The 25,737-nt window shown below is 68.5% G+C and carries 22 protein-coding genes; 9 read left to right on the forward strand and 13 right to left on the reverse strand.

Translation table 11 applies throughout. The features are described 5' to 3' along the window. Positions 1–948: 948 nt before the first annotated feature. Positions 949–1,458 (reverse strand): type IV pilin N-terminal domain-containing protein, encoded by a 510-nt coding sequence (locus JIN95_RS06685; RefSeq protein ID WP_321169253.1) that lies wholly within the window; start codon positions 1,456–1,458, stop codon positions 949–951. 449 nt (positions 1,459–1,907) lie between these two features. Here JIN95_RS06685 and JIN95_RS06690 point away from each other — a divergent pair, with 449 nt between their 5' ends. Both JIN95_RS06690 and JIN95_RS06695 read left to right on the forward strand, forming a co-directional pair. Further along, on the forward strand, positions 1,908–3,329 hold the full coding sequence (locus JIN95_RS06690) for a hypothetical protein (RefSeq protein ID WP_200530905.1): 1,422 nt from the start codon (positions 1,908–1,910) through the stop codon (positions 3,327–3,329). Between the two features lie 147 nt (positions 3,330–3,476). After that, on the forward strand, positions 3,477–4,838 hold the full coding sequence (locus tag JIN95_RS06695) for an aspartate aminotransferase family protein (RefSeq protein WP_200530907.1): 1,362 nt from the start codon (positions 3,477–3,479) through the stop codon (positions 4,836–4,838). Positions 4,839–4,864: 26 nt separating this feature from the next. Here JIN95_RS06695 and JIN95_RS06700 read toward each other — a convergent pair whose 3' ends face one another. Together JIN95_RS06700 and JIN95_RS06705 are read right to left on the reverse strand one after the other, a co-directional pair. After that, the gene (locus JIN95_RS06700; protein ID WP_200530908.1) at positions 4,865–5,458 is read right to left on the reverse strand and encodes a type IV pilin N-terminal domain-containing protein; all 594 of its coding nucleotides are present in this window, start codon (positions 5,456–5,458) and stop codon (positions 4,865–4,867) included. Positions 5,459–5,633: 175 nt separating this feature from the next. Then, a complete protein-coding gene (locus JIN95_RS06705) occupies positions 5,634–7,301 on the reverse strand; it encodes an aldehyde ferredoxin oxidoreductase C-terminal domain-containing protein (protein WP_200530910.1) in 1,668 nt (555 codons plus the stop codon). A 130-nt stretch (positions 7,302–7,431) separates the two neighbouring features. Between JIN95_RS06705 and JIN95_RS06710 the strand changes: the two genes are divergently transcribed. Together JIN95_RS06710 and gdhB are read left to right on the forward strand one after the other, a co-directional pair. Beyond that, positions 7,432–8,613, forward strand: a complete 1,182-nt coding sequence (locus JIN95_RS06710) for a M24 family metallopeptidase (protein WP_200530913.1) — start codon at positions 7,432–7,434, stop codon at positions 8,611–8,613. Between the two features lie 134 nt (positions 8,614–8,747). Further along, entirely contained in the window at positions 8,748–10,070 is a 1,323-nt protein-coding gene (gene gdhB, locus JIN95_RS06715) for a glutamate dehydrogenase GdhB (RefSeq protein ID WP_200530914.1), read from the forward strand. 60 nt (positions 10,071–10,130) lie between these two features. Here the strand turns inward: gdhB and JIN95_RS06720 are convergent, their stop codons facing one another. Beyond that, positions 10,131–11,135, reverse strand: a complete 1,005-nt coding sequence (locus JIN95_RS06720; RefSeq protein ID WP_095636954.1) for a D-2-hydroxyacid dehydrogenase — start codon at positions 11,133–11,135, stop codon at positions 10,131–10,133. Positions 11,136–11,270: 135 nt separating this feature from the next. On the opposite strand from JIN95_RS06720, the gene JIN95_RS06725 reads away from it, so the two are divergent. Next, the gene (locus tag JIN95_RS06725; RefSeq protein ID WP_095636953.1) at positions 11,271–12,596 is read left to right on the forward strand and encodes an amidohydrolase; all 1,326 of its coding nucleotides are present in this window, start codon (positions 11,271–11,273) and stop codon (positions 12,594–12,596) included. Next, complete coding sequence (gene ilvA, locus JIN95_RS06730) at positions 12,589–13,863, forward strand: threonine ammonia-lyase (protein ID WP_200530915.1); 1,275 nt, start codon at positions 12,589–12,591, stop codon at positions 13,861–13,863. Before JIN95_RS06725 ends, ilvA begins: the two co-directional genes overlap by 8 nt. Before the next feature lie 110 nt (positions 13,864–13,973). Here the strand turns inward: ilvA and JIN95_RS06735 are convergent, their stop codons facing one another. The 8 genes from JIN95_RS06735 to JIN95_RS06770 form a co-directional block, all read right to left on the reverse strand. Further along, positions 13,974–15,335, reverse strand: a complete 1,362-nt coding sequence (locus JIN95_RS06735; RefSeq protein WP_095636951.1) for an aminotransferase class III-fold pyridoxal phosphate-dependent enzyme — start codon at positions 15,333–15,335, stop codon at positions 13,974–13,976. Between the two features lie 69 nt (positions 15,336–15,404). Beyond that, a complete protein-coding gene (locus JIN95_RS06740; protein WP_198951538.1) occupies positions 15,405–17,096 on the reverse strand; it encodes a BCCT family transporter in 1,692 nt (563 codons plus the stop codon). A 419-nt stretch (positions 17,097–17,515) separates the two neighbouring features. Then, positions 17,516–18,163 carry a hypothetical protein gene (locus JIN95_RS06745; RefSeq protein WP_095636950.1) on the reverse strand — a complete coding sequence of 216 codons (648 nt, stop codon included), beginning with the start codon at positions 18,161–18,163 and terminating at the stop codon, positions 17,516–17,518. A 108-nt stretch (positions 18,164–18,271) separates the two neighbouring features. Beyond that, positions 18,272–19,552: an amidohydrolase gene (locus JIN95_RS06750; RefSeq protein ID WP_200530916.1), complete on the reverse strand. Its 1,281-nt coding sequence runs from the start codon at positions 19,550–19,552 to the stop codon at positions 18,272–18,274. Positions 19,553–19,606: 54 nt separating this feature from the next. Next, positions 19,607–20,776, reverse strand: coding sequence for a hypothetical protein (locus JIN95_RS06755; protein ID WP_200530917.1), 1,170 nt, complete (start codon positions 20,774–20,776; stop codon positions 19,607–19,609). Between the two features lie 110 nt (positions 20,777–20,886). After that, positions 20,887–21,579, reverse strand: a complete 693-nt coding sequence (queC, locus tag JIN95_RS06760; protein WP_200530918.1) for a 7-cyano-7-deazaguanine synthase QueC — start codon at positions 21,577–21,579, stop codon at positions 20,887–20,889. A gap of 57 nt (positions 21,580–21,636) precedes the next feature. After that, positions 21,637–22,443, reverse strand: coding sequence for a 7-carboxy-7-deazaguanine synthase QueE (locus JIN95_RS06765; protein WP_200530919.1), 807 nt, complete (start codon positions 22,441–22,443; stop codon positions 21,637–21,639). Then, positions 22,443–22,904 (reverse strand): 6-pyruvoyl tetrahydropterin synthase family protein, encoded by a 462-nt coding sequence (locus tag JIN95_RS06770; protein ID WP_200530920.1) that lies wholly within the window; start codon positions 22,902–22,904, stop codon positions 22,443–22,445. The genes JIN95_RS06765 and JIN95_RS06770 overlap by 1 nt, the downstream gene beginning before the upstream one ends. A 90-nt stretch (positions 22,905–22,994) precedes the next feature. Between JIN95_RS06770 and JIN95_RS06775 the strand changes: the two genes are divergently transcribed. The 3 genes from JIN95_RS06775 to JIN95_RS06785 all read left to right on the forward strand — a co-directional run bounded on the left by JIN95_RS06775 (position 22,995) and on the right by JIN95_RS06785 (position 25,276). Next, the gene (locus tag JIN95_RS06775; RefSeq protein WP_200530921.1) at positions 22,995–23,801 is read left to right on the forward strand and encodes a hypothetical protein; all 807 of its coding nucleotides are present in this window, start codon (positions 22,995–22,997) and stop codon (positions 23,799–23,801) included. After that, on the forward strand, positions 23,798–24,448 hold the full coding sequence (locus tag JIN95_RS06780; protein ID WP_095636946.1) for a chromosome partitioning protein ParA: 651 nt from the start codon (positions 23,798–23,800) through the stop codon (positions 24,446–24,448). The genes JIN95_RS06775 and JIN95_RS06780 overlap by 4 nt, the downstream gene beginning before the upstream one ends. Positions 24,449–24,556: 108 nt before the next feature. Beyond that, positions 24,557–25,276 (forward strand): peptidase, encoded by a 720-nt coding sequence (locus tag JIN95_RS06785; protein ID WP_200530922.1) that lies wholly within the window; start codon positions 24,557–24,559, stop codon positions 25,274–25,276. A gap of 33 nt (positions 25,277–25,309) precedes the next feature. Here JIN95_RS06785 and JIN95_RS06790 read toward each other — a convergent pair whose 3' ends face one another. Continuing rightward, a complete protein-coding gene (locus tag JIN95_RS06790; protein ID WP_200530923.1) occupies positions 25,310–25,627 on the reverse strand; it encodes a HalOD1 output domain-containing protein in 318 nt (105 codons plus the stop codon). Positions 25,628–25,737: the final 110 nt, after the last annotated feature.

The raw sequence follows: 25,737 nt of genomic DNA on the forward strand, positions 1-25,737 counted from the left end.
ACGCTGATATTTCTAAAGTCCCAAATTTAGGCAGGTTCCCTTACCTATACGTTCTGAGTATGTACCTAATCACCTCTGCTTTATTAGGTGTTATACTATTATACGAAGATCTCTTATCTACTCTCTTATTTGTACCACTTGTAATTGTAATGTTCATATTGCCAATTATTCATACAAATGTTTATGACAATCTAATTCTTGATGGAGATATCCCACAGTCATTGTCAAAACATAGTGTATACGTAGCTCTTGTAATCATAGGATTATTTTTATTACTGCTTGTTGGTTCTGTTTTCGCATCACCTATCTCAAATAATACGCCGTTAACAACTAACACAGTCGAAAATACCATTGGATTATTTATGGTTTTAATATTATTTGTATCACCTCCAGTCATTACGATATTCTTCTCTAGATACCTTTACGAAGATATATCGCGCTAAGTGGTACGATCCTAACCGCAGCGCAAATACTGGTATTATCATCGCAGTCGACTCTTTATAATTTGCACCCCCTGCGAGTGACTCCGATAGTACGTCTCACCGAGATTTGTCCAGTTCGTGATCTCAAAAATCCCGAGCACGGATTGTCCGTGACGGCGTGACCGCAATCTCCCACCTCTCTGCCCGGTACCACACCAGCGCGTACCCACCGTCAGCGTCACCAGGCGCCGCATGCTGGTCTCCCTAGAACTTGAACGTCGATCGGACGGAGTTCGGCATCGACTCGATCGACGCCGTCCGCCGTCGTCGACGGCGAGGGTATAAAAACGAATCCGGTCAGTCGATCGAGATCGACGTTGCGGTCGCGCACTTGGTAGAGAGTGACGAGAGCATTCGCGGGGGACGTGACAAGTACGACTCCGAGACAGTTCAGCAGCGCTGTAACACTCGGCTCTCGGGCTTCAGTATCGCACGCGAATAAAAAGTCGGTGGCGCTAATTACCTATTAGGCTTCAACTAGATCGATGCCAGTATCGAGAGTACCAAGTTCACTAGTTGTTTCGAACGACCGGTCTAGTATGATACTGTCACTAGACTGGTGAATAACGCGAATTCGAACTTCAGATCCAGCTGCTGGCCCACCGGTTCCGGAACCATCTGCGATCGAGCCAGTAATCGTATCACCGACCGATAGGCGACTATCGTAATTGCTGTTCGACTCGATCTCGCTACCGTCAATATTCACAACCACTCTTAATTCTCCCGACTCGATTGAGTCACCACCGGAGTGCTCAATTGTGACATTTTCAGAGTCGTAGTCAATATCTGCATTGAGCTGCGCCGTCGGCTGATTGTCTCCGAGCGAGTCACCGAGGCCGAGCACGAACGTCCCGATGACGGCGGCCAGGATGACGGTGATCGCGACCATCAGAATGACCCCGATCACGGGGCTCACGGCACGGTCGTCCGTGTTGAACATGTTGCTTGGTTTCATGGTTTGAACCCAGCGGTTCACCGAGGAACGTCGACTGAGGGGTCCTCACGCCCGTATAGGCGACGTTGAACCCCGAGCACGTTCCGATCGGTTGCTGGTTACCCGTACAAACGGAGACCAGACTTATGTACTTAGTGGCGGGAATATCACCGCCGAAAATTAGGCGAGACCCCTCAATCCAGCCGGTTGACACGTGATGGCCGCACGGCCCGCGCCCCGAACGCTCGCTCGCACCGACAGCGATCGGGTGTCCCCTGACCCGCGGCAGGAGGTCCTCGATCACCACCGCGTCCTCGAGTACGCGGCCAGCAAACCGAACGCGGGACGGACTCGCGTCGGCAACGCATCGGTCCCGGCCGAGCCGCGACCGTCGCGGTCCGTCACACCGATGGGGCCGTCGCCGCCGATCTCGGGCTCCCGATCAGCGAGTACGAATTTATATTCCCCCGGCGAATCCACGGGGACACGACATGGGATCCGGTCCGGCTTCGAACGACCGCGCCGACGTCGCGGGCGGTGACGAGGGAGCGACGCCCGCCACGGTCGAGGACCTCCTTTCGGACCTCCGCGATCTGATGGAGAACACGTCCGACGCCGACACGCACGACGAGGTGTGGGACATCAAACACCTGCTGGCAGAGGCCCACGACCGGGGACTGATCGAGTCGGGAGTGCGGGACCTCGACGCGCGTGACGCCGCGGAGGCGTTCGTCGGGAGCGTCATCTTCGCCTCGCCGCTCCTCGTCGAGGACGGGATCTTCGACATCGCCGACTTCCTCTTCGCGTTCACGATCGCCGAGGTTCCGGTGTTCCTGATCGCGAACACGCTGTTCGTCGTGTTCATGACCTACGCGCTGCTCGAGTGGACCGGTCGGAACAAAGAGGAGACGCGGACGCTGTTCGGCGTCGTGCCGGTGCGCGTGTTCATGATCCTGACGGTCTCGTTCGTCGTCGCGACGGTCCTGATGACCGTCTGGGGCCGAGTGGACGGCTGGGGCTCACCGATCGAGGCGATCGCCCGCATCAACGTCATCTGGACGGTCGGATCGCTCGGCGCGGCGCTCGGGGACATCCTCTCCGACGGCGACCCCGCGCCGGTCGCCGCGTCGAGCGCGTCGACGCGGGAGGCTCTCCGGGAGGGCGATCCGCGGGGGGACGATCCGCGGCGCGGCGATCCGCGGCGGGAAGCCGATCCCGTCGACGCCGCGGGGACGGCGGAGCGACCGGAGGACGTACAGCGCATGAGCGACGGCGCACTCGTCGACGCGCTTCACGAGGAGTTCGACGACCTCGAGGCGGTCGTCGACGACACCGCCGACCAGCGCGAAGTGACCCGGCTCAGAGAGGAGGCGATTCAGGCGACGATCGACGACGCGTTCGGAGACCGGATCCAGAAGTACACCTCGCGGGACATCGCGGAGGCGTTCGTGGGAAGCATCTTCTTCTCGATCCCGTTCCTCGTGGAGGACGGCGTCTTCGACGTGGCCGACTTCTTCCTCTCGTTCCGGATCGGCCTCGTCCCGATCTTCTTCCTCGTCAACACCGCCTTCGTCCTGGTGATGATCCTGGCGCTCGTCTACTGGGCGGGACCACAGGACGTGCGGGTGTCGCGGCCGATCTTCGGGTTCATCCCCCGGCGACTGGTCGGGACCGCGCTGGTCTCGTTCCTGACCGCAGCGGCGCTGATGACGATGTGGGGGCGCGTGGGGAACTGGCAGGAGCCGGTCGTGGCGCTGGCCCGGATCAGCGTCGTCTGGACCGTCGCCTCCTTCGGCGGCGCCCTCGGCGACATCCTCCCCGGGGAGAGTTCCGGGGCCGACATCAACGACGACCTGGCTGCCCTCGGCGACCCTGCCGACAAGGACGCCGTCGACGAAGACGCCGGACGCTGACCGCCGCGGGCCGACCGGTCGCCCCGAACGGAGTCTCGAGACCGGTGATCGCCCCTCTCCGCGACCGATTGGAAACGGATTTCGTATACACTGTCATGGATTGCTGGTTGCACCAACCATATGTGGGCGTGTCGTATCGGTTGGGCCATGGCGGGACCGCCCATCCACGACTTGCACTTCGCGGAGGAGCCGAGCGTCGACCAAGTCCCCGGCCCGAACTCGCGCCGCCTCCTCGACAGACAGGAGGCGATCGACAGCAGCGCGGTCGCGTACCCGAACGACATTCCGCTCGCGTTCGAGGAGGGCAAGGGGGCGACCCTGAAAGACGCGGACGGCAACCTGTTCCTCGACTTCTTCGCCGGCATCGGCGTGTACAACGTCGGCCACGCGAACCCGTACGTCAACGAGGGCGTCCACGAGCAGATCGACAAGCTCACCCACACCGTGGACTTCCCGACGGAACCGCGCCTCGACCTCATCGACAAGCTCGACGAGATCGCGCCCGGGAGCCTCGCCGGCAACAGCCGCTTCGTCTTCGGCGGCCCCACCGGCAGCGACGCCGTCGAGGCGTCGATCAAGCTCGCGAAGTACAACACGGGCGGCAACGGGCTGCTCGCGTTCCGCAACTCCTACCACGGCGCGACGACCGGCGCGATGAGCATCACGTCGAACAAGAAGTTCAAGAAGCCGTACGCGCCGCTTTTACCCGACGTGGTCCACGCGCCCTTCCCGTACCCGTTCCGCGAAGGCCGCTCCCCCGAGGAGTCGGTCGACCGCGCGCTCGAAGAGGTCAGAGCGATCGTCGAGGAGCCGTACGGCGGCCTCACGGACCCGGCGGGCATCTTCGTCGAGCCCATCCAGGGTGAGGGCGGCGTCGTCGTCCCGCCCGAGGGGTTCCTCTCGGGGCTGCGCGAGATCGCCGACGAGAACGACCTCCCCTTGGTGTTCGACGAGATCCAGGTCGGCATGGGGCGCACCGGCGAGTGGTGGGCCTCCGAGCACTACGACGTGACGCCGGACGTGATGACGACCGCGAAGGCGCTCGGCGGCAACGGCCAGCCGCTCTCCGGGACGATGTACCACGAGGACCTCGACACGTGGGGGTCGGGCGACCACGCGGGTACCTACCGGGGGCACGTCCCCGCGATGGTCGGCGGCCTGCGCGCGATCGAGTACATCGAGTCGCACGACCTGCTCGACCACGCGACGGAGGTCGGCGCGTGGATCCGCGACCGCCTCCGCGACGCGGGCGAGGGCGATCCGGGGCTCGGCCAGGTCCGCGGCAAGGGCCTCTTCGTCGGCGCCGAGTTCGTCGACGCGGACGGCGAGCCCGACGACGACCGCGTCGACGCGATCCAAGAGTACTGCTACGAGCACGGCGTGCTCGTCTGGACGGCCGGCCAGTACGGCAACGTCGTGCGCCTGCTCCCGCCGCTCGTACTGACGCAGCGGCAGGCGGAGGTCGGCACGGAGATCATCGCGGACGCGATCGCGGCGACCGCGGAGTAGGGCCGCGCGACGGGGTCGGACACGCGTTACGCAAACGTCAGCGTTTCATCTGTGATGTCAATATCACTCGGGTTTCCGTTGAATATCCCGTACTCACCGGAGATGCCGATCTCTTCTCGGTAGAGAATCGAATTCGATGGCTCGTGTATCATCTGGAGTCGGACCCGGTCGTCCTCGGGATAGTTGTCCTCATCACCGGCCAACCGACACGCCACGTTGACGTCTGAACAGCTGAGACCATCCGGAATCGTCTCGCCGTCTTGGTTGTTATGGACTACCGTGAGATCGACCGTTTCGCCTGATCTGAGCGATCTGTTGAGCGTTCCAGTAACCCGCTGGTCTCCGTGATCGAGGTAGACAACGATTTCGTCAGCCTCCACCGTCTCGCCTCCTCTGTTGGTGAGTTTGAGGTCCCAGCGAAACTCGTCGTAATCTGGTGCCGAAGCGGGTTCCTCCTCAAATGTCAAGTCGAGCGCAGCAAAGGTGGGCCTCTCTCCGAGATCGTCGACGATCCCAAACGCGAACACACCGATTACTCCCGCGAGAACAACAGTAATCGCGACAATTAGCACGACTCCGACGGCCGGCGTAACCGCGCGTTCGTCTCCCGGCGCATCCATTATTGATACTGTATTACCATGATTGAAATAACAATTGCGCCTCATCTCACACCGTCGACGGCGGAGACGATTCGGTACTCTCTCCTCCGTCTCACCGCACACGCTCCGTCGGAGGCGAGGCCGACGAGGACGCAACGGGGTCCGGTGTGCCGTAGTCGGGCAGCGCGGACGGTCCCTACGCCGGCAGCGCCGCGTCGGGCACCGTCCCGTCGTCGTTCCACCCGCGGAGTTCGTAGTACGAGTCGATGGCGTCGTTGAGTCCGGGGAGCTCGTCCTCGTACGGGAGCCGATCGTCGTCGCCGTCGATCCCGCGCCGGTTGTTGAAGTGGCGCTCCAAGGTCACGGTCCGCGCGCCCGCCGCGAGCAGCTCCTCGAAGTCGGCGTCGAAGAGCAGCTCGTAGCGCTCGGGGGTCATGAAGTCCCGCGAGAACTTACAGACGACGCCGCTGTCGTTGAGCGCCATCAGGTTCTCGCGCCGGACGAGCCGCTCGGCCTTCCCCTCGAACCCTGCGGGCTCCATCGCCTCGTCCTCCTCGACGAGGGGGTACTCGACCGAGTAGAACGTCGCGTACATGTGGTCGGCGCCGCGGTTCGCGACCGCGTACGAGAGCGCCTGCCCGTGGAGCAGCCGCCCCTCGTGGGCCGCGAAGTCCATGTTCTTCACCGACCAGTTGCCGACGCCGAGCTCGTCGTGGATCCGGCCGATCCCCTCCGCGAGCTGATCGCCCACGCCGTCGCGGTGGGCGGTCTTCTCGACGAGGTCCCAGACGAGCTCGCGGTTGCCGAACTCGCCTTCGGCGGCGAGGTACGCGGCGATCGTGTTGCCCGCGGAGATGGCGTCGAGCCCGTACTCGTCGCACAGCCGGTTCGACTCCATCACGTCGACGATGTCGTCGATCCCCGAGTTCGAACCGAACGCCATCGCCACCTCGAACTCCGGCCCCTCGGTCTCGACGCCGCGGGCCTCGTCGCGGGTCGGGAGCTTGCAGGCGAACGCGCAGGCCGAACAGGTCCCCTTCTTGTACTTCTTCTCCGCGACGGCGTCGCCGTTGATCCCGTCGACGCCCGCGAAGGAGCGCTCGGAGAAGTAGTACGACGGGAGCCCGTCCATCTCGTTGGCCAGGTCCATCACGGCCACCGTCCCCTGCTCTTTCATGATGTGGTCCTCGGTGGCGGCCTCGCGGTGGATCTCGCCCGCGGTCGCCGGGATCTCGATCTCGGGCGCCGAGTCGCCGCCGAACGTGACGGCCTTGACGTTCTTCGAGCCGAGGACCGCGCCCAGCCCCCCGCGGCCGAACGCGCGCTCCTCGGTCGTCATCACCGACGCGAACCGGACCTCGTTCTCGCCCGCCGGGCCGATCACGGCCGTCCGGTCGCTGGAGATGTCGCGTTCGGCCTCCAGGTAGCCGGTCGTCTCCGAGACGGTCGCGCCGGCGAGCTCCGGCACGGCCTCGAACTCGACGCCGTCGTCGCGCACGTGGACGACCACCAGCTCGTCGCTCGCGCCGGCCAGTTCGATCGCCCCGTACCCCGTCGCCGCGAGGTGCCGGGAGACGAACCCGCCCGCGTTCGACGAGAGGAGCCCGTCCGTCAGCGGCGACACCGCGGTGCAGTTCGTCCGGCCCGTGAAGCTCATCTGGGAGGCCTGCATCGGTCCGGTGGTGAACACCGCGCGGTTCTCGGGACCGAGCGGGTCCGCGTCGAACGGGATCCGCTCGTGGGCGAGCCGGGTCGCCACGCCGCGCCCGCCGATATACCGCTCCTGAACCTCCGTGATGTCGGTTTCCGTCGTCGTCCGCTCGCCCACGTCGATCGACAGCAACGGTCCGGTACTGTGTAGCATGTGCGAGTGTCCGCGGGGGCGGTACAAAAATCCCGGCCGAAGAGGCCAAACTGTACACAGTATGTGTTTTCAATATACACGATAAATTTATACTGCTGCTGGATAATCGCCTTCGTAGACACCTGTTGTCATGCCACGGGAACACATCTTCGACGAGTCCGAGTACGAGCGCCGGGTGGCCCGGACGCGGGAGCGGCTGCGCGAGCGCGACCTCGACGCGATCGTGGTCGCCGACCCGGCGAACATGAACTACCTGACCGGCTACGACGGCTGGTCCTTCTACGTCCACCAGGCGGTCGTGGTCACGCCCGACCGCGACGAGCCGGTGTGGATCGGGCGCGACATGGACGGCGACGGCGCGCGGGCGACGACGCACCTCTCCGACGACAGCATCCGCGCGTACAGCGACGACCACGTCCACTCGCCGCACGACCTCCACCCGATGGACTACGTCGCGGGGGTCCTCGACGAGCTGGGCGTCGCGGACGGGCGCATCGGGCTGGAGATGGACGCCGCCTACTTCACCGCGAAGTCGTACACGCGCCTGCAGGGGAACCTCCCGGACGCCGAGTTCGAGGACGCGACCCTGCTCGTCGGCTGGCTCCGGATCAAGAAGTCGGACCAGGAGCTGGAGTACATGCGGCAGGCCGCGCGCATCTCCGAGAACGCGATGCGGGCCGGCCTCGACGCCGTCGGCGAGGGCGTTCCGGAGTACGAGGTCGCCGGCGCCATCTACCAGCAGCTGATCGACGGGACCGACGAGTTCGGCGGCGACTACCCGGCGATCGTCCCCCTGATGCCGTCGGGCGATCACACCGGCACCCCTCACCTCACGTGGACGGATCGGGAGTTCGAGGACGGCGACCCGGTGATCATCGAGCTCTCCGGCTGCCGGCACCGCTACCACTCGCCGCTGGCCCGGACCACCTTCGTGGGCGACCCGCCGGCCGAACTGCAGGAGACCGCCGACATCGTCGTCGAGGGGTTGGAGGCGGCGCTGGACGCCGCGGCGCCCGGCGTGAAATGCGAGACCGTCGAGAAGGCGTGGCGGACCACCATCGAGCAGTACGGGCTCGAGAAGGAGGACCGCATCGGCTACTCGATGGGGCTCGGCTACCCGCCGGACTGGGGAGAGCACACCGCGAGCATCCGCCCGGGCGACGAGACCGTCCTCGAGGAGGACATGACGTTCCACATGATCCCCGGCATCTGGACCGACGAGATCGGCATGGAGATCAGCGAGACGTTCCGCGTCACGTCGACCGGCGCGGAGACGCTCGCCGAGTTCCCCCGCGAGCTGTTCACGGCCTGACCGTCGGCGTCGGGGGTACCAGCCCCGCGCCGACTGTGCGGCCACGACGCTGACCACTGCTGCGCTGACCACCGCCGTACCACCGCCGTACCACCGCTGCGCCGACCACCACCACACTACGGCCGACACCCACTATGAGCACAACACCCACCGCCGACGACGAAGCGACAGACGAAACGCCCGACGAAGCGACCACCGCGGCGACCGACGAAACGTCCGAATCAACGCTCGCCACCGCGCGCAAACAGCTCGAGCGCGCGGCGACCAACGTCGACGTCGACCCGGCGATCGTGGAGCGCCTCAAACACCCCACGCGGGTCCAGCAGGTCTCTGTCCCGCTCGAACGCGACGACGGCACCGTCGACGTGTTCACCGGCTACCGGGCCCAGCACGACGACGTCCGCGGCCCGTACAAGGGCGGGCTCCGCTACCACCCGGAGGTCTCCGCCGCCGAGTGCACCGGGCTCTCGATGTGGATGACCTGGAAGTGCGCCGTGATGGACCTCCCGTTCGGCGGCGGAAAGGGTGGGATCGCGGTCGATCCCAAGTCGCTGAGCGAGGACGAGCACGAGCGACTCACCCGGCGCTTCGCCGAGGAGCTGCGCGACGTGGTCGGGCCGACGAAGGACGTGCCCGCGCCGGACATGGGGACCGACGCCCAGACGATGGCGTGGTTCATGGACGCCTACTCGATGCAACAGGGCGAGACGATCCCCGGCGTCGTCACCGGGAAACCCCCCGTCATCGGCGGGTCGTACGGCCGCGAGGCGGCGCCGGGACGGTCGACGGCGATCGCCGCGCGGGAGGCGGTCGACCACTACGACCGCGACCTCGCGGAGACGACCGTCGCGGTCCAGGGGTTCGGGTCCGTCGGCGCCAACGCGGCCCGACTGCTCGACGACTGGGGCGCGACCGTCGTCGCCGTCAGCGACGTGAACGGCGCGATCTACGACCCCGACGGGCTCGACACCCGGGACGTTCCCACGCACGAGGAGGAGCCCGAGGCGGTGCTCTCCCACGAGGCCCCGGCGACGCTGTCGAACGAGGAGGTCCTCGAACTCGACGTCGACGTGCTGATCCCCGCGGCCGTCGGCAACGTGATCACCGCGGACAACGCCGATGACATCGCCGCGGACATCGTCGTCGAGGGCGCAAACGGGCCGACGACGTTCGCCGCCGACGAGATCTTAGAAGAGCGCGGCGTGGCGGTGATCCCGGACATCCTCGCGAACGCGGGCGGCGTCACCGTCTCGTACTTCGAGTGGCTCCAAGACATCAACCGGCGGACGTGGTCGCTCGAACGCGTCAACGAGGAGCTCGAAGAGCAGATGCTGGAGGCGTGGGAGAACGTGCGCGACGAGGTCGTCGACAGCGACCTGACGTGGCGGGACGCCGCCTACGTCGTCGCGCTGTCTCGGATCGCCGAGGCGAAGGGCGCGCGCGGGCTCTGGCCCTGAGCGCCGCGTCGGGCCGACGACGGCAACCGTCTGATCAGTCGTTCGAACCCGGCGGTCCGATCAGTCGTCGTCCGGCGTGACGACCGCGTTCTCCAGCTCCTCGCCCGCGTCGAGCGCCGCGACGTTGTCCGCGACGATGTCGGCCAGCCGGTCCCAGTGTTTGGGCGTGTGACCGCCGGTGTGCGGGGTGATGAGGCAGTTCTCCAGGTCCCAGAGGACGTGGTCCGACGGGAGCGGCTCGGGGTCGGTCACGTCGAGGGCGGCACCGCGGATCCCCTCGGTCTGGAGCGCGGCGACGAGCGCGTCGGTGTCGACGAGCCCGCCGCGGGCCGCGTTGACGACGACCGCGTTCGGCGGGAGCGTCGCCAGCTCCGCCTCCCCGACCAACCCGCGAGTCAGGTCGTTGAGCGGGCACGCGAGCACGACGTAGTCGCTCCGGGCGAACGCCTCGTGGACGTCGTCGTCGTCGAAGCCCAGCACCTCGTCGGTCGGCCCGCCCTTCTCCGGCGTGTAGCGGATCCCGATCGTCTCGACCTCGAAGCCGGCGAGCCGCTGGACGACCGCCTGCCCGATCGACCCGAGCCCCACGACCGTCACCGTGCTGTCGGTGAACTCGCGCGACTGGAAGTGGCGCCACTCGCCGTTCGCCTTCCGGCGGAACCCCTCGTGGAGGTTCCGCGCGAACACGAGCATGTTGGCGATCGTCTGCTCGGCGATGCCCGGCGCGTGGATCCCGCCCGCGTTCGTCACGGCCACGCCGTGCTCCCGGAGCGCGTCGGTCGGGACGTGGTCGGTGCCGGCGAAGGTACAGGCGAACAGCTCCAGCCGGTCGGCGCGGTCGAGCAGGTCGGCGTCGAGCGTGATACCGGTCACCGCGCGGGCCCTCGGCACGAGCTCGCGCTCCTCCGCGGGCGTCCGGGCGAGCGCGACCGTCCGGTCCGGGAGCCGCTCGCGGAGCGCGTCCGCGTACGACGCCATCGACAGGCCTTCGGTCCCCTCTCGCAACACGACCACGTCGGGATCGGCCGGCTGCTGTCCGTCGGAGTCTGCGGGCTGTTGTGTCATGGGTGTGCGCGCGTCGAGACGACGCGTTGGCCGATCAATGCGAGGGGGGTGCCTTATCCTTTTGTGTATCTCACGTACACGACAATCGTGTACAATGGGCTACTGTTAAGACGGTCGAGTGAGAGAGCCACTCGCATGAACGAACCGATCCGCGATCGGCTCGCCAGCGTCCGCCGACGATTCCACCGCCACCCGGAGCCCGCGTGGCGCGAGTTCCTCACGACGGCGACGCTCGTCGAGGAGATCCGGTCGATCGGCGTCGACGAGCTCGCGGTCGGACCGGACGCGTACGACCCGGCCGACCGCATGGCCGTCCCGGAGACGGAGCTTGGGCCGTGGATCGACCGCGCCCGCGAGCACGGCGCGGACGAGGAGCTGCTCGACCGCATGGCCGGCGGCAACACCGGCGCCGTCGCGGTGCTCGACCGCGGCGACGGCCCCGCGATCGGGCTCCGCGTCGACATCGACGGCCTGTTCATCGAGGAGTCGACCGACCCCGACCACGACCCCGTCGACGAGGGGTTCCGCTCGGAGATCGACGGGACGATGCACGCCTGCGGCCACGACGCCCACATGACGTGGGGGCTGGCGGTCCTCGAGGCGATCGCCGAGAGCGACTTCGGCGGGCGGCTGGTCGTCTTCTTCCAGCCCGCCGAGGAGACCGGCGGCGGCGGCCGGCCGATGGCCGAGAGCCGCTTCGCGGACGACCTCGACTACCTGCTCGCGGTCCACGTCGGCTTAGATCACCCGACCGGCGAGGTCGTCGCCGGGATCGAGAAGCCGCTGGCGATGGCGCACCTCGACGCGACGATCGAGGGCACGTCGGCGCACGCCGGCAAGGCCCCGAACGAGGGCGACAACGCGATGCAGGCGATGGGGACGGCGATCGTGAACGCCTACGGGATCGCCCGCCACGCCGACGGGATGACCCGGGTCAACGTCGGGAAGGCCGAGGCCGGCACCGCGAGCAACGTCATCGCCGAGCGCGCGCGCATGGAGGCCGAGGTGCGCGGCGAGACGACCGAGCTGATGGAGTTCATGAAACGCGAGTTCGAGCGCGTCATGCGCGGCGCCGCGACGATGCACGGCTGCCGCGCGACCGTCGACCTGGTGAGCGAGTCGCCGCGCGCGGACAGCGACCCGGAGCTCCAGGCGCTGGTGAGCAACGTCGCCGAGGGGGTCGACGGGATCGACGCCGTGCTCCCGGCGGCGGACTTCGGCGCGAGCGAGGACGCGACGTTCCTGATGGAGCGCGTCCAGGGGGACGGCGGCCTGGCGACGTACCTCATCGTCGGCACGGACCACCCGACGAGCCACCACACCCCGACGTTCGACGTGGACGAGCGGAGCCTCCGGCACGGCGTGGACGTGCTCGTGGGCGCGGTCCGCGACCTCGAACGGAGACATCCCGTTCCGCAGGTGGAGGACCCGGCGGCCGACCGCCAGAGCGCCGATGACTGACGGGGATTCCGCGAGTGACGAGGCCGAACGGGGTCCGGCCCTCACGGTCGACGACATCGAGGCCGCCCGCCGCCGGCTCGCGAACGTCGTCCACCGGACGCCGCTCGACACCTCGCGGACCTTCGCCGACATGAGCGGGGCCGCGTCGCTTGGGCTCAAGCTCGAACAGCTCCAGCGGACCGGCTCGTTCAAGATCCGCGGGGCCTACAACGCGATGGCGCAGCTCTCGCCGGCCGAGCGCGAGACCGGGGTGATCGCCGCCAGCGCGGGCAACCACGCGCAGGGCGTGGCCCTCGCGGGCGACCTGCTCGGGATCGACACGACGATCGTCGTCCCCGAGGTGACCCCGGCGGCGAAGATCGCGGCGACGCGGGAGTACGGGGCGACCGTGCTCGTCGAGGGCGACATCTACGAGCGCTCCTACGAACACGCCCTGGAGCGCGCCGAAGAGACCGGCGAGACGTTCGTCCACCCCTTCGACGACGCGGCCGTCGTCGCCGGACAGGGGACGGTCGGGCTCGAACTGCTGGCGCAGTACCCCGCGATGGACACCGTGCTCGTCTCGATCGGCGGCGGCGGGCTCATCTCCGGTATCGGGACGGCGACGGCGGCCGCGGACCGGGAGGTCCGTGTCGTCGGCGTTCAGCCCGAGGGGGCGGCCCACGCCGGACCGTCGCTGGAGGCCGGTGAGCTCCGACCGCTCGACGGCGTGGACACGGTCGCCGAGGGGATCGCCGACACGCGCATGCTGGAGACCACGTTCGCGATCGCGAGCGAGGTCGTCGACGACGTGGTGACCGTCTCCGATCGCGAGATCGCCGCGGCCGTGACGCTGCTGGCCGAACGCCAGAAGACGGTCGCCGAGGGCGCCGGCGCCGCGCCGCTCGCCGCCGCCCTCTCGGACCGGCTGGACCTCGCCGACGCCAACCCGGCCGTCGTCGTCTCGGGCGGCAACGCGAACCTCACCGATCACGCCGAGCTCGCGCGCACCGGACTGTTCGAGCTCGGGCGCTACGCCGAGGCGCGGCTCGCGCTCGCGTCGTGGCCGGCGCGAGTCGGCGAGGTCGTGGAGGCGGTGACCGCCGAAGGCGCCGAACTCGACGCCCTCGAGCGCGCGCGCCGCACGGCGGCCGATCACCCAAACCGCACGCCGGTGACGATCGGGATCGAAGGGCGCGGCCCCGATCACCTCGACGCGGTGTTGACGGCGGTCTCGGCGCTCGACGGGGTCTCCGTGGTCGAGCGATCGGTGCGAGACGACGGCTGAGTCGTCGTTCGAAAACGGACCGCGTCGTCGTCGGAAAAGGACTGCGTCGTCTCGAAAACGGGACGGCGTCGACCGTCGAAACCGGCGAGCGAACGCCCGCCCCCGGCCGTTCAGTTCGCCGGCGCGCTCGCGCTGACGGCGTCGATCGCGTCGAGGAAGATCCCGGTGCCGAGCGCGATCTCGCGTTCGGTCGCGTCGAGCGGCGGGAGCAGCCGGATCGTCTTCTTCCCGCAGCCGAGCGTCAGGAGCCCGCGGTCGAGGGCGGCCTCCACGGCCGCGGAGCGGCGCTCGGGCGTGTCAAACTCCACCGCGAGCATCAGCCCCTTGCCGCGGACGTCGACGACGGTGTCGGGCGCGTCGTCGCGGAGGAGCTCCCGCGCCTGCCGCCCGCGACGGGTCGCGTTGGCCAGCAGGTCGTGCTCCTGGATCGCCTCCAGCGTGAACGTCCCCATCATCGAGCCGAGGACGTCGCCGCCGCCGAACGTCGAGCCGAGCCGGTTCTTCTCCGAGGGGAACACGTCCGACCGGGAGATCGTCGCGCCGACGCGAAGCGCCTTCGCGCTCGCGATCACGTCCGGCTCGATGGCGTAGTGGTCCGCCGCCCACATCTCGCCGGTGCGGCCGACGCCCGACTGGATCTCGTCGACGACGAGCGGGATGTCGTACTCCTCGGTGACGGCCGCGACCTCCTCCATGAACGCCTCGCTCGGGAAGCGGTAGCCGCCGACGCCCTGGACCGGCTCCAGCGTCAGGAAGGCGATCTCGTCGGGGTCGACGTGGCCGCCCTCGGGCGCGAGCATGTTCCGGAGCCGCGAGCCGCCGCCCGCGAAGAAGCCGCAGTCGCAGCTCGCGGCGTCGCAGCCGCGGTCCGCGCAGAACGGCACTGTCTCGATGCCGCTGATCTCGGGGTAGTGGCGGGTGTACACGTCCTTCGACTTCGTCAGCGAGAGGGTCCCGAGCGTGCGGCCGTGGAAGCTCCCCTCGAACGCCACGCCGTACTTCGCCGGCGCGCGGTGGTCGTGCGTGATCTTCATCGCGTTCTCCATCGCCTCCGCGCCCGAGTTCGAGAGGAACACGGTGTCCATCCCGTAGTGGCCGGACACCTCGGTCAGCTTCTCCATGAGGTGGCTCGATCCGGGGAACGAGGCGTCCTCCGGCGTCGCCCCCGAGCCGAAGTACATGTCTTGGCCGGCGATCTTCATCGGCTCGACGAGGTCGAACTCCCGGAGCTTCGAGAGCACCTTCTCGTTGTTGTACCCGAGCGGCGCGGCGCCGATGTGACAGGTGAAATCGAGGAGGACGTTGCCGTCGACGTCCGTGACGAAGGGACCGTCCGCCTCGCGGGTCACGTCCCAGACGAACTCGTGGGAGTACTCGCTGGGTGCGGCGTTCTCCTGGTGGAATTCGACCCAACGCCGCGCGTTCGGGCCGGGGAGTGCGTCCGCGGTGGGTTCCGCCGTGTCCCTATCCATACACGGATAATGTGTACAACGTACATTAAAACTTGTTATAAATCGGTTCGCCCCGGGAACGCGAGCCCGTCAGTCGTCGTCCGAGCCGGCGGCCTGTCCGGACCGCGAGTCCGCCTCGTCGCTCCGGCCGTACAGCACCGTCTCGTCCTGTAAGAGCACCTGGTCGTAGTGCTTGCCGAAGTCCCTGATCAGCGCCACCATCGCGAGGAAGCAGACGAAGGCGAACGGCGTGCCGGTGATGATCGCCGCCTGCTGGAGCGTGTTCGCGCTGCCGCTGCCGCCCAGGATCATCAGGATCGCCGCGGTCATCCCGAGGACGACGCCCCAGAAGACCCGATTGATGTTCGACGGCTTCGCCTTCCCGCCGGTGGTCATCATCGAGACGGCGAGCGTCGAGGAGTCCGCCGACGTGACGAAGAACGTCGTCACGAGGATCATGAACGCGTAGATCAACACCGACCCGACCGGGAGGCTGACGGACGCCCCACCGAGGTTCAGCGTGAAGTTCAGCGCCTCGAAGAGGATGAATCCGGACACCTCCGCTCCGGCTTCGCCCGACATCACCGCGCCGAAGTCGGCGATGCCGTTGTGCTGCGCCCAGACCGCGGTGCCGCCGACGAAGGTGAACCACGGGATGGTGGCGCCGGAGGTCGCGACGATCCCCGTGAACGCCACCTCGCGGACGGTCCGCCCCTTGGAGATCCGGGCGATGAACAGCCCCGCGAACGGCGACCACGAGAGCGCCCACGCCCAGTAGAACACCGTCCACGCGTTCATCCAGCCGGTCGCGCTGGCGTCGCCGCCGCCCATCGGCCCGGCGCCGGTGAAGAGGCTCATCGAGACGAACTCGGTTATCATCCCGCCGAACGCCTGCGTGCCGAGCAGCACGAGGAACAGCGTCGGGCCCACGACGAACGTCACGAGCATGAGCGCGACGAACAGGATCATGTTGAAGTTCGACAGCCGCCGGATCCCCTTGTCGACCCCGAGCACCATCGAGGTCGTGAACAGCAGGGTCATCATGGTGACGACGAGCAGGATCCCCAGATCGCCCATGTTGATCCCCCACTGGTAGTCGAGGCCGGTGACGAACTGGCTCCCGATGAACCCGAGCGACGTGGCGACGCCGCCGATCGTCGCGAAGACGGCGAGGATGTCGACGACCTTCGCGGCCGGACCGTCGAGGTTGTCGGCGCCGAGGATCGGCGTGAGCGCCGAGGAGACGCGCAGCGGAACGTCCTCGTAGTTGTACGCGAAGTAGCCGATTGCGATCCCCATGATCGTGAACACCGCGAGCTGCGGCAGCGCCCAGTGGAACAGCGTCTGCTGGACGGCGACCGTCATCGCCTCGGCCGTTCCCCCTTCGACGCCGCTGAACAGCGGCGACGGGTTGTCGTAGTAGAACAGCGCCTCGGTCGGCCCCCAGAACACGACGCCGGCCGCGAAACCGGCGGAATACAGCATCGCGAAGAAGGAGAGGAAGCTGTACTCAGGCGGCTCGTCGCCGAGCTTGATCCCGCCCCACGGCCCCACGATCAGGAACAGGAGGAACAGCACGATCAGGAAGACGATCAACAGCAGCGCCCAGTTGAACGCGCCGAGCAGCTGGTCGTTGAGCGACGAGATCCCGTTCTCGACGGTCGACGGGCTGATGAAGAACGCGGCGATCACGCCCAGCGTTATCAGGGCGCCGAACGCGAAGACGATCGGGTCGATCTCCTCGCGGAACTCCGCGATCACGCCCGACTCGGAGCCGCTCATCAGGTGACACCTCCGCGACGGCGACGACTACTTGACCCACGCTGCCTCCGCCCGCCGAGTACCATGCCACGTGCTGGCATGCACGGTGGATCGAAATTATACACAATAAGTGTTTCTCAAGGAGCCGGTTTCTACTCGGATTATGTATTGTGTATGGATGATCAACGCAATTCGTGTCTTGGTTCGGATGCGACGGGATACACACCGATAGCCGCAGTGTAGTAGATGATCAGCGAGAAACGAGCGACAATCCTTCAATCATTCCACCGAACGACGTGCTATCCGACCGTTCTCGATCCGCCTCCGCGCTACTCCCGCGCCACCGCCGCCGCGGGGGATCGGCGCCCGCGTGTCCGCGCGTCATCGATATTCGTTACCGCGCGGAGCGGCGACCTCGGCCGTTTCGGCCCGCCGGTCCGCTAGTTCGTCAGCTCTTCGAGCGTGCGCTCGTGGGAGGCGGCGCTCTCCGTCAGCTTCTCGGCGAACTCGTCGACGCGGTCTTTGATCTCCTCGCCGGCCTCCTCCGGCGAGAACGACTCCGACATGGTCAGCAGGCGGACGAACGCGCGGAGCTCCTCGTCGGTGAGCTCCGCGAACTCGTCGTTTTCGAGCTTCCCGACCACCTCGTCGACGTCGATCTGGCCGACCGGCTCGACGTTGAACTCCACGTTGACCATCCGGTAGTTCGACCCCGCGAGCCGCTGTTCCGCCTTCCCGACGCCCTCCGAGAGCATGTCCTTGAACGGCGTGTGGTACCCCATCGTGCCGAGGTGGAGGAACGCGAGCATGTCCGTGATCCCCTGCGTGTACGCCTCGCGGTCCTCGTCGTCCGGGTCAAACACCGTCTCCCGGTCGCGCTCTTCCAGGCATTCGAAGAGGATGCTGAAGTCTAAGATCGCGTTCCGGACGCGGCGTCGGATCCGGTTCCGCTTCTGCTTCCGGGAGTGATCCGTGTAGTCCGTCTTTCGTCCGAGCAGAAAGTCACGGTCGGAGGGCGTGAGAATTCCGCGAGGCCGGTCCGACTCGGCAGCCGCCTCCAGCGACTCCGGCACGTCGTTCTGGCTCATGGCCGATATAGCGGGTGCCACCGGATTAACAGTACTGATCGCCCCAACCGACGCCGCCGACCGAGCCGGATTTCGCGGCCCCGCTCCCGCCTCGCGGCCCCGCTCCCGCTACGGCCGGCGTCGCGACAGCTCGACGAACGCGTCCGACAGCAGCCCGACGCCGATCGCGAGGCTCTCCTCGTCGACGTCGAAGGTGGGCGTGTGGTGGCTCGTCGGGTGGTCCGTGCCGACCAAGACGTACGAGGCCAGCCCGCCGGCGTCCTGCACCCGCCCCATCAGATAGGTGCCGTCCTCGCTCACGCCGAACTCCTCGGACGGGATCACGCGCTCGACCCCGTCGACGTCCCACGCCACGTTCCCGACGAGCTCCCGGAGCGCCGGGTGGCTGTCGACGCACGGCGACTCGCTGATCACGCGCGGCGTCACGTCGCAGTCGTGGAGCTCCGCGGCGGCGTACAGCACCCGTTCGAGCTCGGTGCGCGCGTACGTCATCAGCGCGGTCGTCTCGCCGCGCACCTCGGCCTCGATCGTCACCTCCTCGGCGATGACGTTGCTCGCGGAGCCGCCCTCGATGCGGCCGACGTTCACCCGCGTCGCGCCGTCGCGGTGGCGGGCGATCCCGTACGCGTTCTGGATCGCGACCGCGGCGGCCTGCATGGCGTTCGCCCCCTCGTTCGGCGCCTTCCCGGCGTGCGCGCTCGCCCCCTCGAAGGTGGCCGTCAGGTGCGCCATCGCCAGCGGGCTCTCCACGCCGGCGACGATCTCGCCGGTGGGGTGGCCGAGCCCGACGTGGAGCGCGAACAGGTAGTCGACGCCGTCGAGGTGGCCGCTCTCGGCCATCGCCTTGCCGCCGCCAGAGATCTCCTCGGCCGGCTGGAAGAACACCTTGAGCGTCCCCTCGAAGTCGCTCTCTTTGACCGCCTCCAGCGTGCCGAGCGCGATCGCGAGGTGCGCGTCGTGACCGCAGGCGTGCATGTACCCGTCGTGTTCGGACCGGAACCCCTCCGCCGCCGGCCGGTGGTCGCTCTCGTCCGACTCCCGGATCGAGATCGCGTCGAGGTCGACACGGAGCCCGATACACGGGCCCTCGCCCTGCGAGAGCGTCGCGACGACGCCCGTGTGCCCGCCCGCGGTGCGTTCGAGCAGATCCTCGTCGACCCCGGCGCGACGGGCGCGGTCGATCCACGGCCGGATCTCGTCATCGTCCGGGACGGCCATGCGCTCGTCGGTCGCGAGCGCGTCGCGGCCGACCGCGATCTCGTCGACGCCGATCCGCTCCAGCTCCTCGACGACGCGGGCGGTCGTCCGAAACTCGCGCCATCCGGGCTCCGGGTGTCGGTGAAACGCCCGTCGAAGTTCGGTCAGTGTGGATCGCGCGTCGTGGGGCATCTGTCCGAAGGGGAAGCGGTCAGGCTACTTAACCGTAGCCGATGACTCACCGCGTCAGTCGTCCCCGCCCCCGACGACGATCCACGGCTTCGCGTCCGGGTCGTAGTCGGCGATCGCGCCGCTGTGGCTGCGCGTCTCGGGGGCGAGGACGCCGACGTGTTTCAGCTGCTGGACGAAGTTGAACAGGACGTTGGTGCGTATCACGTCGGTCCAGACGCCCCGGTCTCGGTAGAGCCGGGAAGTCTCGCCGCGCTCGATCAGCTCCCGGGCGCGGGCCGCGCCGCGGGTCGTGCAGAACGCGCTCAGGAAGACGTTCGGGTACTCGCGGACCAGCCGCTCGACGAGATCGAGGAAGTGGACCCGCGGCCCCTCCTTCCGGAGCGCGTCGAGCAGCAGCCCGAACTCGGGGTGTCTGACGAACGAGTTCTTCAGCAGGACCGCGAGCGGGGGGTGGACCTCGGCGACCGTGCGTCGCCCCACGTCCTCCTTCGTCAGGCGGAGGTCGTCGAGGTCCTCGACCCCGTAGCCGCGGAGCACCGTCGCGGCCAGCTCCCCCTGCTCGGTCAGCTCGTGCGGCGAGCCGGCCGTGACCAGTCCGAGCGTCTGCGCGCTCGCGACGGTCTCGCCGCCGGCGCCGAACCCGTACTCGTCGGCGATCGCGTCGACGATCTCGTCGCGGGCGCGGGGGCCGTCCCGGTCGAGCGCGACGACCGGCGCGAAGTAGTTCAAGGGCTGCGCGAGGCTCAGCGTCGTAACGTCGCCGCCGAATTCGTCCCCGCGGAGCCGCAGGGAGAGCTGCCCCTCCACGTCCGCGACCTCCGCGGTCGACTCCGCGCTCGGCGGCGAGCGCCACGCGGTCGCGCCGTCGTCGTCGACGCCGATGACGCCGATCCCCTTCGACCGGAGCAGGTCGGCGTGCGGCCGCACGGCGTCGCCGTGGCCGGCGAGGTAGGACACGTGCGCGCCCTGTTGGTAGGTGAGCGCCTGGCCGATTCCCCGCAGGAGGTTCGAAGAGCCCTTCACCTCGATCGCGAACACGCGGTTCGCGTCGGTGAAGCCGAGCACGTCGGGGTACCGCCCGCGGATCGCGATCCGGTGACGGCGACAGCGGTCGAGCACGTCCGCGTACGCGTCGGCGTGCGCCTCGGGAACGTGGACCAGCGGCTCGTAGTTCCGCTCGTCGAGCGCGGTCACCACGCGGTCGAACACCGCCGGCTCGTTCATACCGGTCCGTGATCGCGTCGGGTCCTAAATCCTCCGTGCGGTCTCGGGGGTCCCGGTCGAGCTGGACCGGCTCGTCGAACCGCGGACCGGCTCGTCGAACCGCGGACCGCTCAGTCGAACGCCGGCCGCTCCGCGTACTCGATCGGGTCGCGAGTCCCCGCCCGCCGGAACGCGTCCAGCCGGAACGCGCAGGCGTCGCAGGTGCCACACGCCGGCTCCTCGTCGCGGTAACACGACCACGTCAGCTCGTACGGCACGCCGAGTTCCAGCCCGCGCTCCGCGATCTCCGTCTTCGACCACTCGACGAACGGCGCGACCAGTTCGATCTCCGTCTCCGGCTTCGTGCCGGCGTCGATCACCTGCTGAAAGGCCTCGAAGAAGGCCGGTCGACAGTCGGGATACCCCGAGAAGTCCTCGGAGTGCGCGCCGATGAACACCGCCGAGCAGTCGTTCGCCTCGGCGTACGACGTCGCCATCGCGAGGAGGTTCGCGTTCCGGAACGGGACGTACGAGGTCGGGACCTCGTCGCTCTCCATGTCCGCGTCCGCGACGTCCATCTCTTCGTCGGTGAGGCTCGACGCCCCGATCGCCGAGAGGTGACCCGTCTCGACCCGGAGGAACTCCGCGGCGTCCACCTCGTCGGCGAGCGCCTCGGCGCACGCGTACTCCTTGTCCTCGGTGCGCTGCCCGTACGAGGTGTGGAGGAAGTACGGCTCGTAGCCGCGGTCCATCGCCTCGTAGACCGCCGTCGCGCTGTCCATGCCGCCCGATACCAGAATCACCGCGCCGTCGTCGTTGCTCATGTGTATCGCTTATGTACTGCGTTCGGTGTCGTCACTATGCCGCTACCGGTCCGCGTCTCACGTCCCCTTCGCGTCGTTCCAGAGGTCGACGTGCAGCCGCGGCGTGTACCGATAGCCGTACTCTATCGCCAGTTCGGCGACCTCGTTTCGAGTGCGGTCCAACTGGTCTCGCGTCATCCCCTCGGGCATGAGCAACACCTCGTCGTCGCGCACCCCCGTCGTCGACGCCTCCCGGACCCGGTCGACGACCGCGGCGATCTCCGGGAGGTCGTCGCCGTCGGTCACGACGAACTTCAGCTGGCTCTCGTAGTCGTCGACCAGCGCCGCGAGCGCGTCCACGTCGATCCGACGCTCCTCGTGTCGCTCCGCCCACTCGCCGTCGCCCTTCGGGTCCCGTTCGGGTGTCGGGGCGCTGCTCGAAAGCTTCGGACTGACGCTCGCCAGATCGATCGCGGCGTCCCGGTGTATCGTCCCGTTGGTCTCGACGGTCGTGTGGTAGCCGGCGTCGGAAAGCTCGTCGAGCAGCCGCACGGATTCCTCGTGGATCAGCGGCTCACCTCCGGTGAGAACCACGTGGTCGGCCTGCTCGTAGGACCGAACCTCCTCCACGATCGAGTCGACGTCGAGCCACGCGCCGCTCGGCTCCCACGAGGTGTCGTACGAGTCGCAGAACCAACACCGGAGGTTACAGCCGGCGGTCCTGACGAACACCGACGGAACGCCCGCGAGCCGCCCCTCTCCCTGGAGCGAGTAGAACACCTCGTTGACCGGGAGCCCGTCGCCGGCTGTCTCGTCGCCTGCCGTCTCGTCGTCGGTCGCCCCGCCGTCTCGCGCAACCGCCTCGACGTCGCTGGCGACTGGCATCAGTAGGTGGCACAGAGCTCCCCGGTCTCGCGCACGCTCACCGACACGTCCGAGACGGTGTCCGGGAGCGACTCGCGCAGCCGCTCCTCCAAGAGCGCCCCCATCACCTCCGCGGTCGGCGGGTGGTCGAGGACGACGAGCGACTCGCGGTCGCCCGACGCGTCGAACGCCTCCACCAGCGGATCCCCGCGCTCCACGAGGAATCGGTGGTCCCACGCGTCGACGACGTCGGTCACGTCCCCCTTGTCGACGACCCACCCCTCGTCGCCGAGCGTTCCCGTCACCGCGACGGTGATCTCGTAGTTGTGGCCGTGCGGCCGCGAACACTTGCCGTCGTGGTGGAGGAGGCGGTGACCGGCGCTGATCCGGATCGGCCTGTCGTCGCCGATCACGAGCCGCCGTTCCCCGGCGGCTCCGAGGAGGTCGGCGTCGTCTTCCGCTCCCGATATGCCTTGAGACATACTCGGAGAATACTGAGGGGCTATTTAACGGTTGCATTCTCGCTCGCTCACGGCCCCGCAGTTTAAGTGCGATACCGCGGCACCCGCCGTATGGATCTCGCGTGGGACGTCGACCGGGAAGGGGACGCGTCGCTGGTCCGGTGTCGCGTGCGCAACGACGACGCCGTCCCGCGGCGCGTCCGGATCGAGAGCCGGCTCGACGCGCCCGTGCTCCCGCCTCGGCGGGGCGGCGTCCCGGAGGACGGGTGGGACGAGTCGGGCGCGACGCTTCGTCTCGACCCCGGCGAACGGCGGGCGCTCGGCTTCGCGGCCCGGGCTCCCCCGACCGAGCCGCCGGTCGAGATCGCCGAGGTGGCGGCGGTCGATCCGACGGAGCGGTCTGGGGACGCGGACCCCGGCGAGGGCGACGAATCGACCGCGTCGGCGACGGCCGCCGCCCTTCGGCGGCTCGGAGACCACCGTCCGCCGAGGGACGCGGTCGCAGACGGCTCTGACCGCCTCGCCGACGCGGATCCGGTGGTGGCGACCGGATCCGCCGGCGACGGCGGCGGGGAGCCAGAGCCCGGACCCGCCGTCGCTGACGGGGCCGAACCGGAGCCCGACCCCACCGCTCCCGCGCCGCCGGGAGCGACGACGGAGTGGTTCGACGCGGTCGACGCCCGACTGAACGCGGTCGAGTCCCGGATCGACCGGGCGGAGCGGCTGACCGACGCCGACCTGGCGACCGCGACGAAGACGGTCGAAGCGGTCGACGGCGTCGAGGCACTTACCGGGCTCGACGAGAGTGTCGCCGCGGACGCCGACCGGCTCCGCGAGCTGAGCGACCGCGCGTCGGCGCTCGCGGCGCGCGCGGAGGCGACCGACGCGCCGATCGAGGCGCTGGAGCAACTCGCGTGATCCTCGCGGTCGCCGGCGGAAAGGGCGGCGTCGGGAAGACGACGCTCGCGTACAACGTCGCCGCCGCGCTCGACGCGGTCGTCGTCGACGCCGACCTCGGGATGGCGGACCTCCCCGGCGGGCGCGGCCCGGACCTCCACGACGCGCTCGCGGGCGCGGCCGACCCGCGCGAGACGCTGCGGGCCGGCCCGGTCGACGTCGTCCCCTGCGGCCGGACCCTCGCCGGCGCGCGGGCGGCAGACCTCCGCCGGCTCGAGTCCGCGGTGGCGGCGATCGAGCGGGAGCGCGGCACCGTCGTGCTCGACTGTCCCGCGGGGCGTCGCGCGGACGCCGGCGTCCCGCTCGCGGTCGCGGACGCCTGCCTGCTCGTCGTGTCGCCGCGGGCGTTCGCGCTGGCCGACGCGATCCGGACGCGGGCGCTCGCCCGCGAACTCGACGCCGGGCTCGTCGGCTGCGCGGTCAACCGGGTGACGGAGGAGCCGCCGACCGACGCGATCGCCGACGCGCTCGGCGCGCCGGCGTCCGTCGTCCCCGCGGACCCGCGGGTCGGTCGCTCGGTCGCCGAGGAGCGACCGGTCGTCGACGCCGCGCCGGACAGCGCCGCGGCGGAGGCGGTCCGCGAACTCGCTCGGCGGGTTCCCCGCTGACGGGGGCGGGCCCGCGGCGCCCTCCCTTCCTTTCCTTTCTTTCCCTTCCCCTCCCCGGCGACCCGCGAACTCCCGCCTTTTTACCGCTCGGGGACGGACCCGCGGACGATGCTCACGCCCGTCTTCCTCGTCGGCGTCGCCGCCGTGGCGTTTCTCGCCGTCGAGATCGGGCCCCTGTACGCGGTCGACCGGTTCCGCGACCTCCGGGAGCCGACCGACGCCGAGCGCGGCCGCCTCGACTACCTTCGCGAGACGGCCGGGCTTGACGTGGATCGGGTCGCGATCGAGCGCCGCAGCGCGGACGGGGCCGAAGGGGAAACCGGCGACGACGCCGGCGAGAACGCCGGATCCATCGAGGTCGCGGTCCGCGGGCCGCCCCGCCGGCGCGTGCTGTTCCTCTCCGAGGCGGTGCTCGACGACCTGGACGACGACGTCGCGATCGGCCTTCTCGCCGCCGAGGCCGGCCGCGTCGAGACGTACTACGGGGAGTTCCGGGCCGTCGCGGTCGCGGCGGTCGTCGGCGTGCTGGCCGCGATCGTCACCGCGACGGTCCCGTTCGACGCGGGGTTCGCGTCGCTCGTCGCCGTCGGGCTCGCCGCGTTCTGGGTCGGCCGGCGGGTGCAGTACGCGGCCGACGACCGGGCCGCGGACGCGGTCGGCGCGGACCGGGTCGCCGACGCGTTCGAGCGCGCGGCGGCGATCCGCGGGGTCGAGCCGGCGACCGGCGACTGGTCGACGTGGTTCGAGGTACAGCCGCCGCTTGGCGATCGGATCGCGGCGCTGCGGGAGCGCGACGGGGCGGAGAACGCGTCGGAGGACGCTTCGTAAGTCTGCCTCTCGACGAGCCCGGGGTCGGTATCGCTATCGCGCGCGCTCGGCGACGACCGCCGTCGCGTCGACGGTGACCTCGTAGCCGGCGACGGAGAGGGTGACGTCGATGTCGCCTCCGTGACGGCTGGCCACGAGCGCGTCCAGTGCGTCCAAATCCACGTGATCGTAGAGGACGATCCCCGCCTCGTCGGCCAGATCGACCGGCTCGACGCCGGCGGCGCCGGCGACGGCCTCGACGACGGCGCGGCTCGGCGCCGGACCGTCGTCGCCGTGCTCGACGCGGACTGTCTCCGGGACCGCCCCCGAGTTCGCTCCGTGACCCCGCGGTTCCGCCGGTGCGCTGCTCATGCTCGTTTCCGCGTCGAACTCACATATAACTCTCCGGGCTCGTTTATCGTCGCTGAAATTTGGCCGGGCGAAACGACTATTACCGTTCGCTTGCCACGCGACACCATGGC

This window comes from Halorubrum sp. LN27, assembly GCF_016635065.1.
Classification (GTDB): domain Archaea; phylum Halobacteriota; class Halobacteria; order Halobacteriales; family Haloferacaceae; genus Halorubrum; species Halorubrum salipaludis.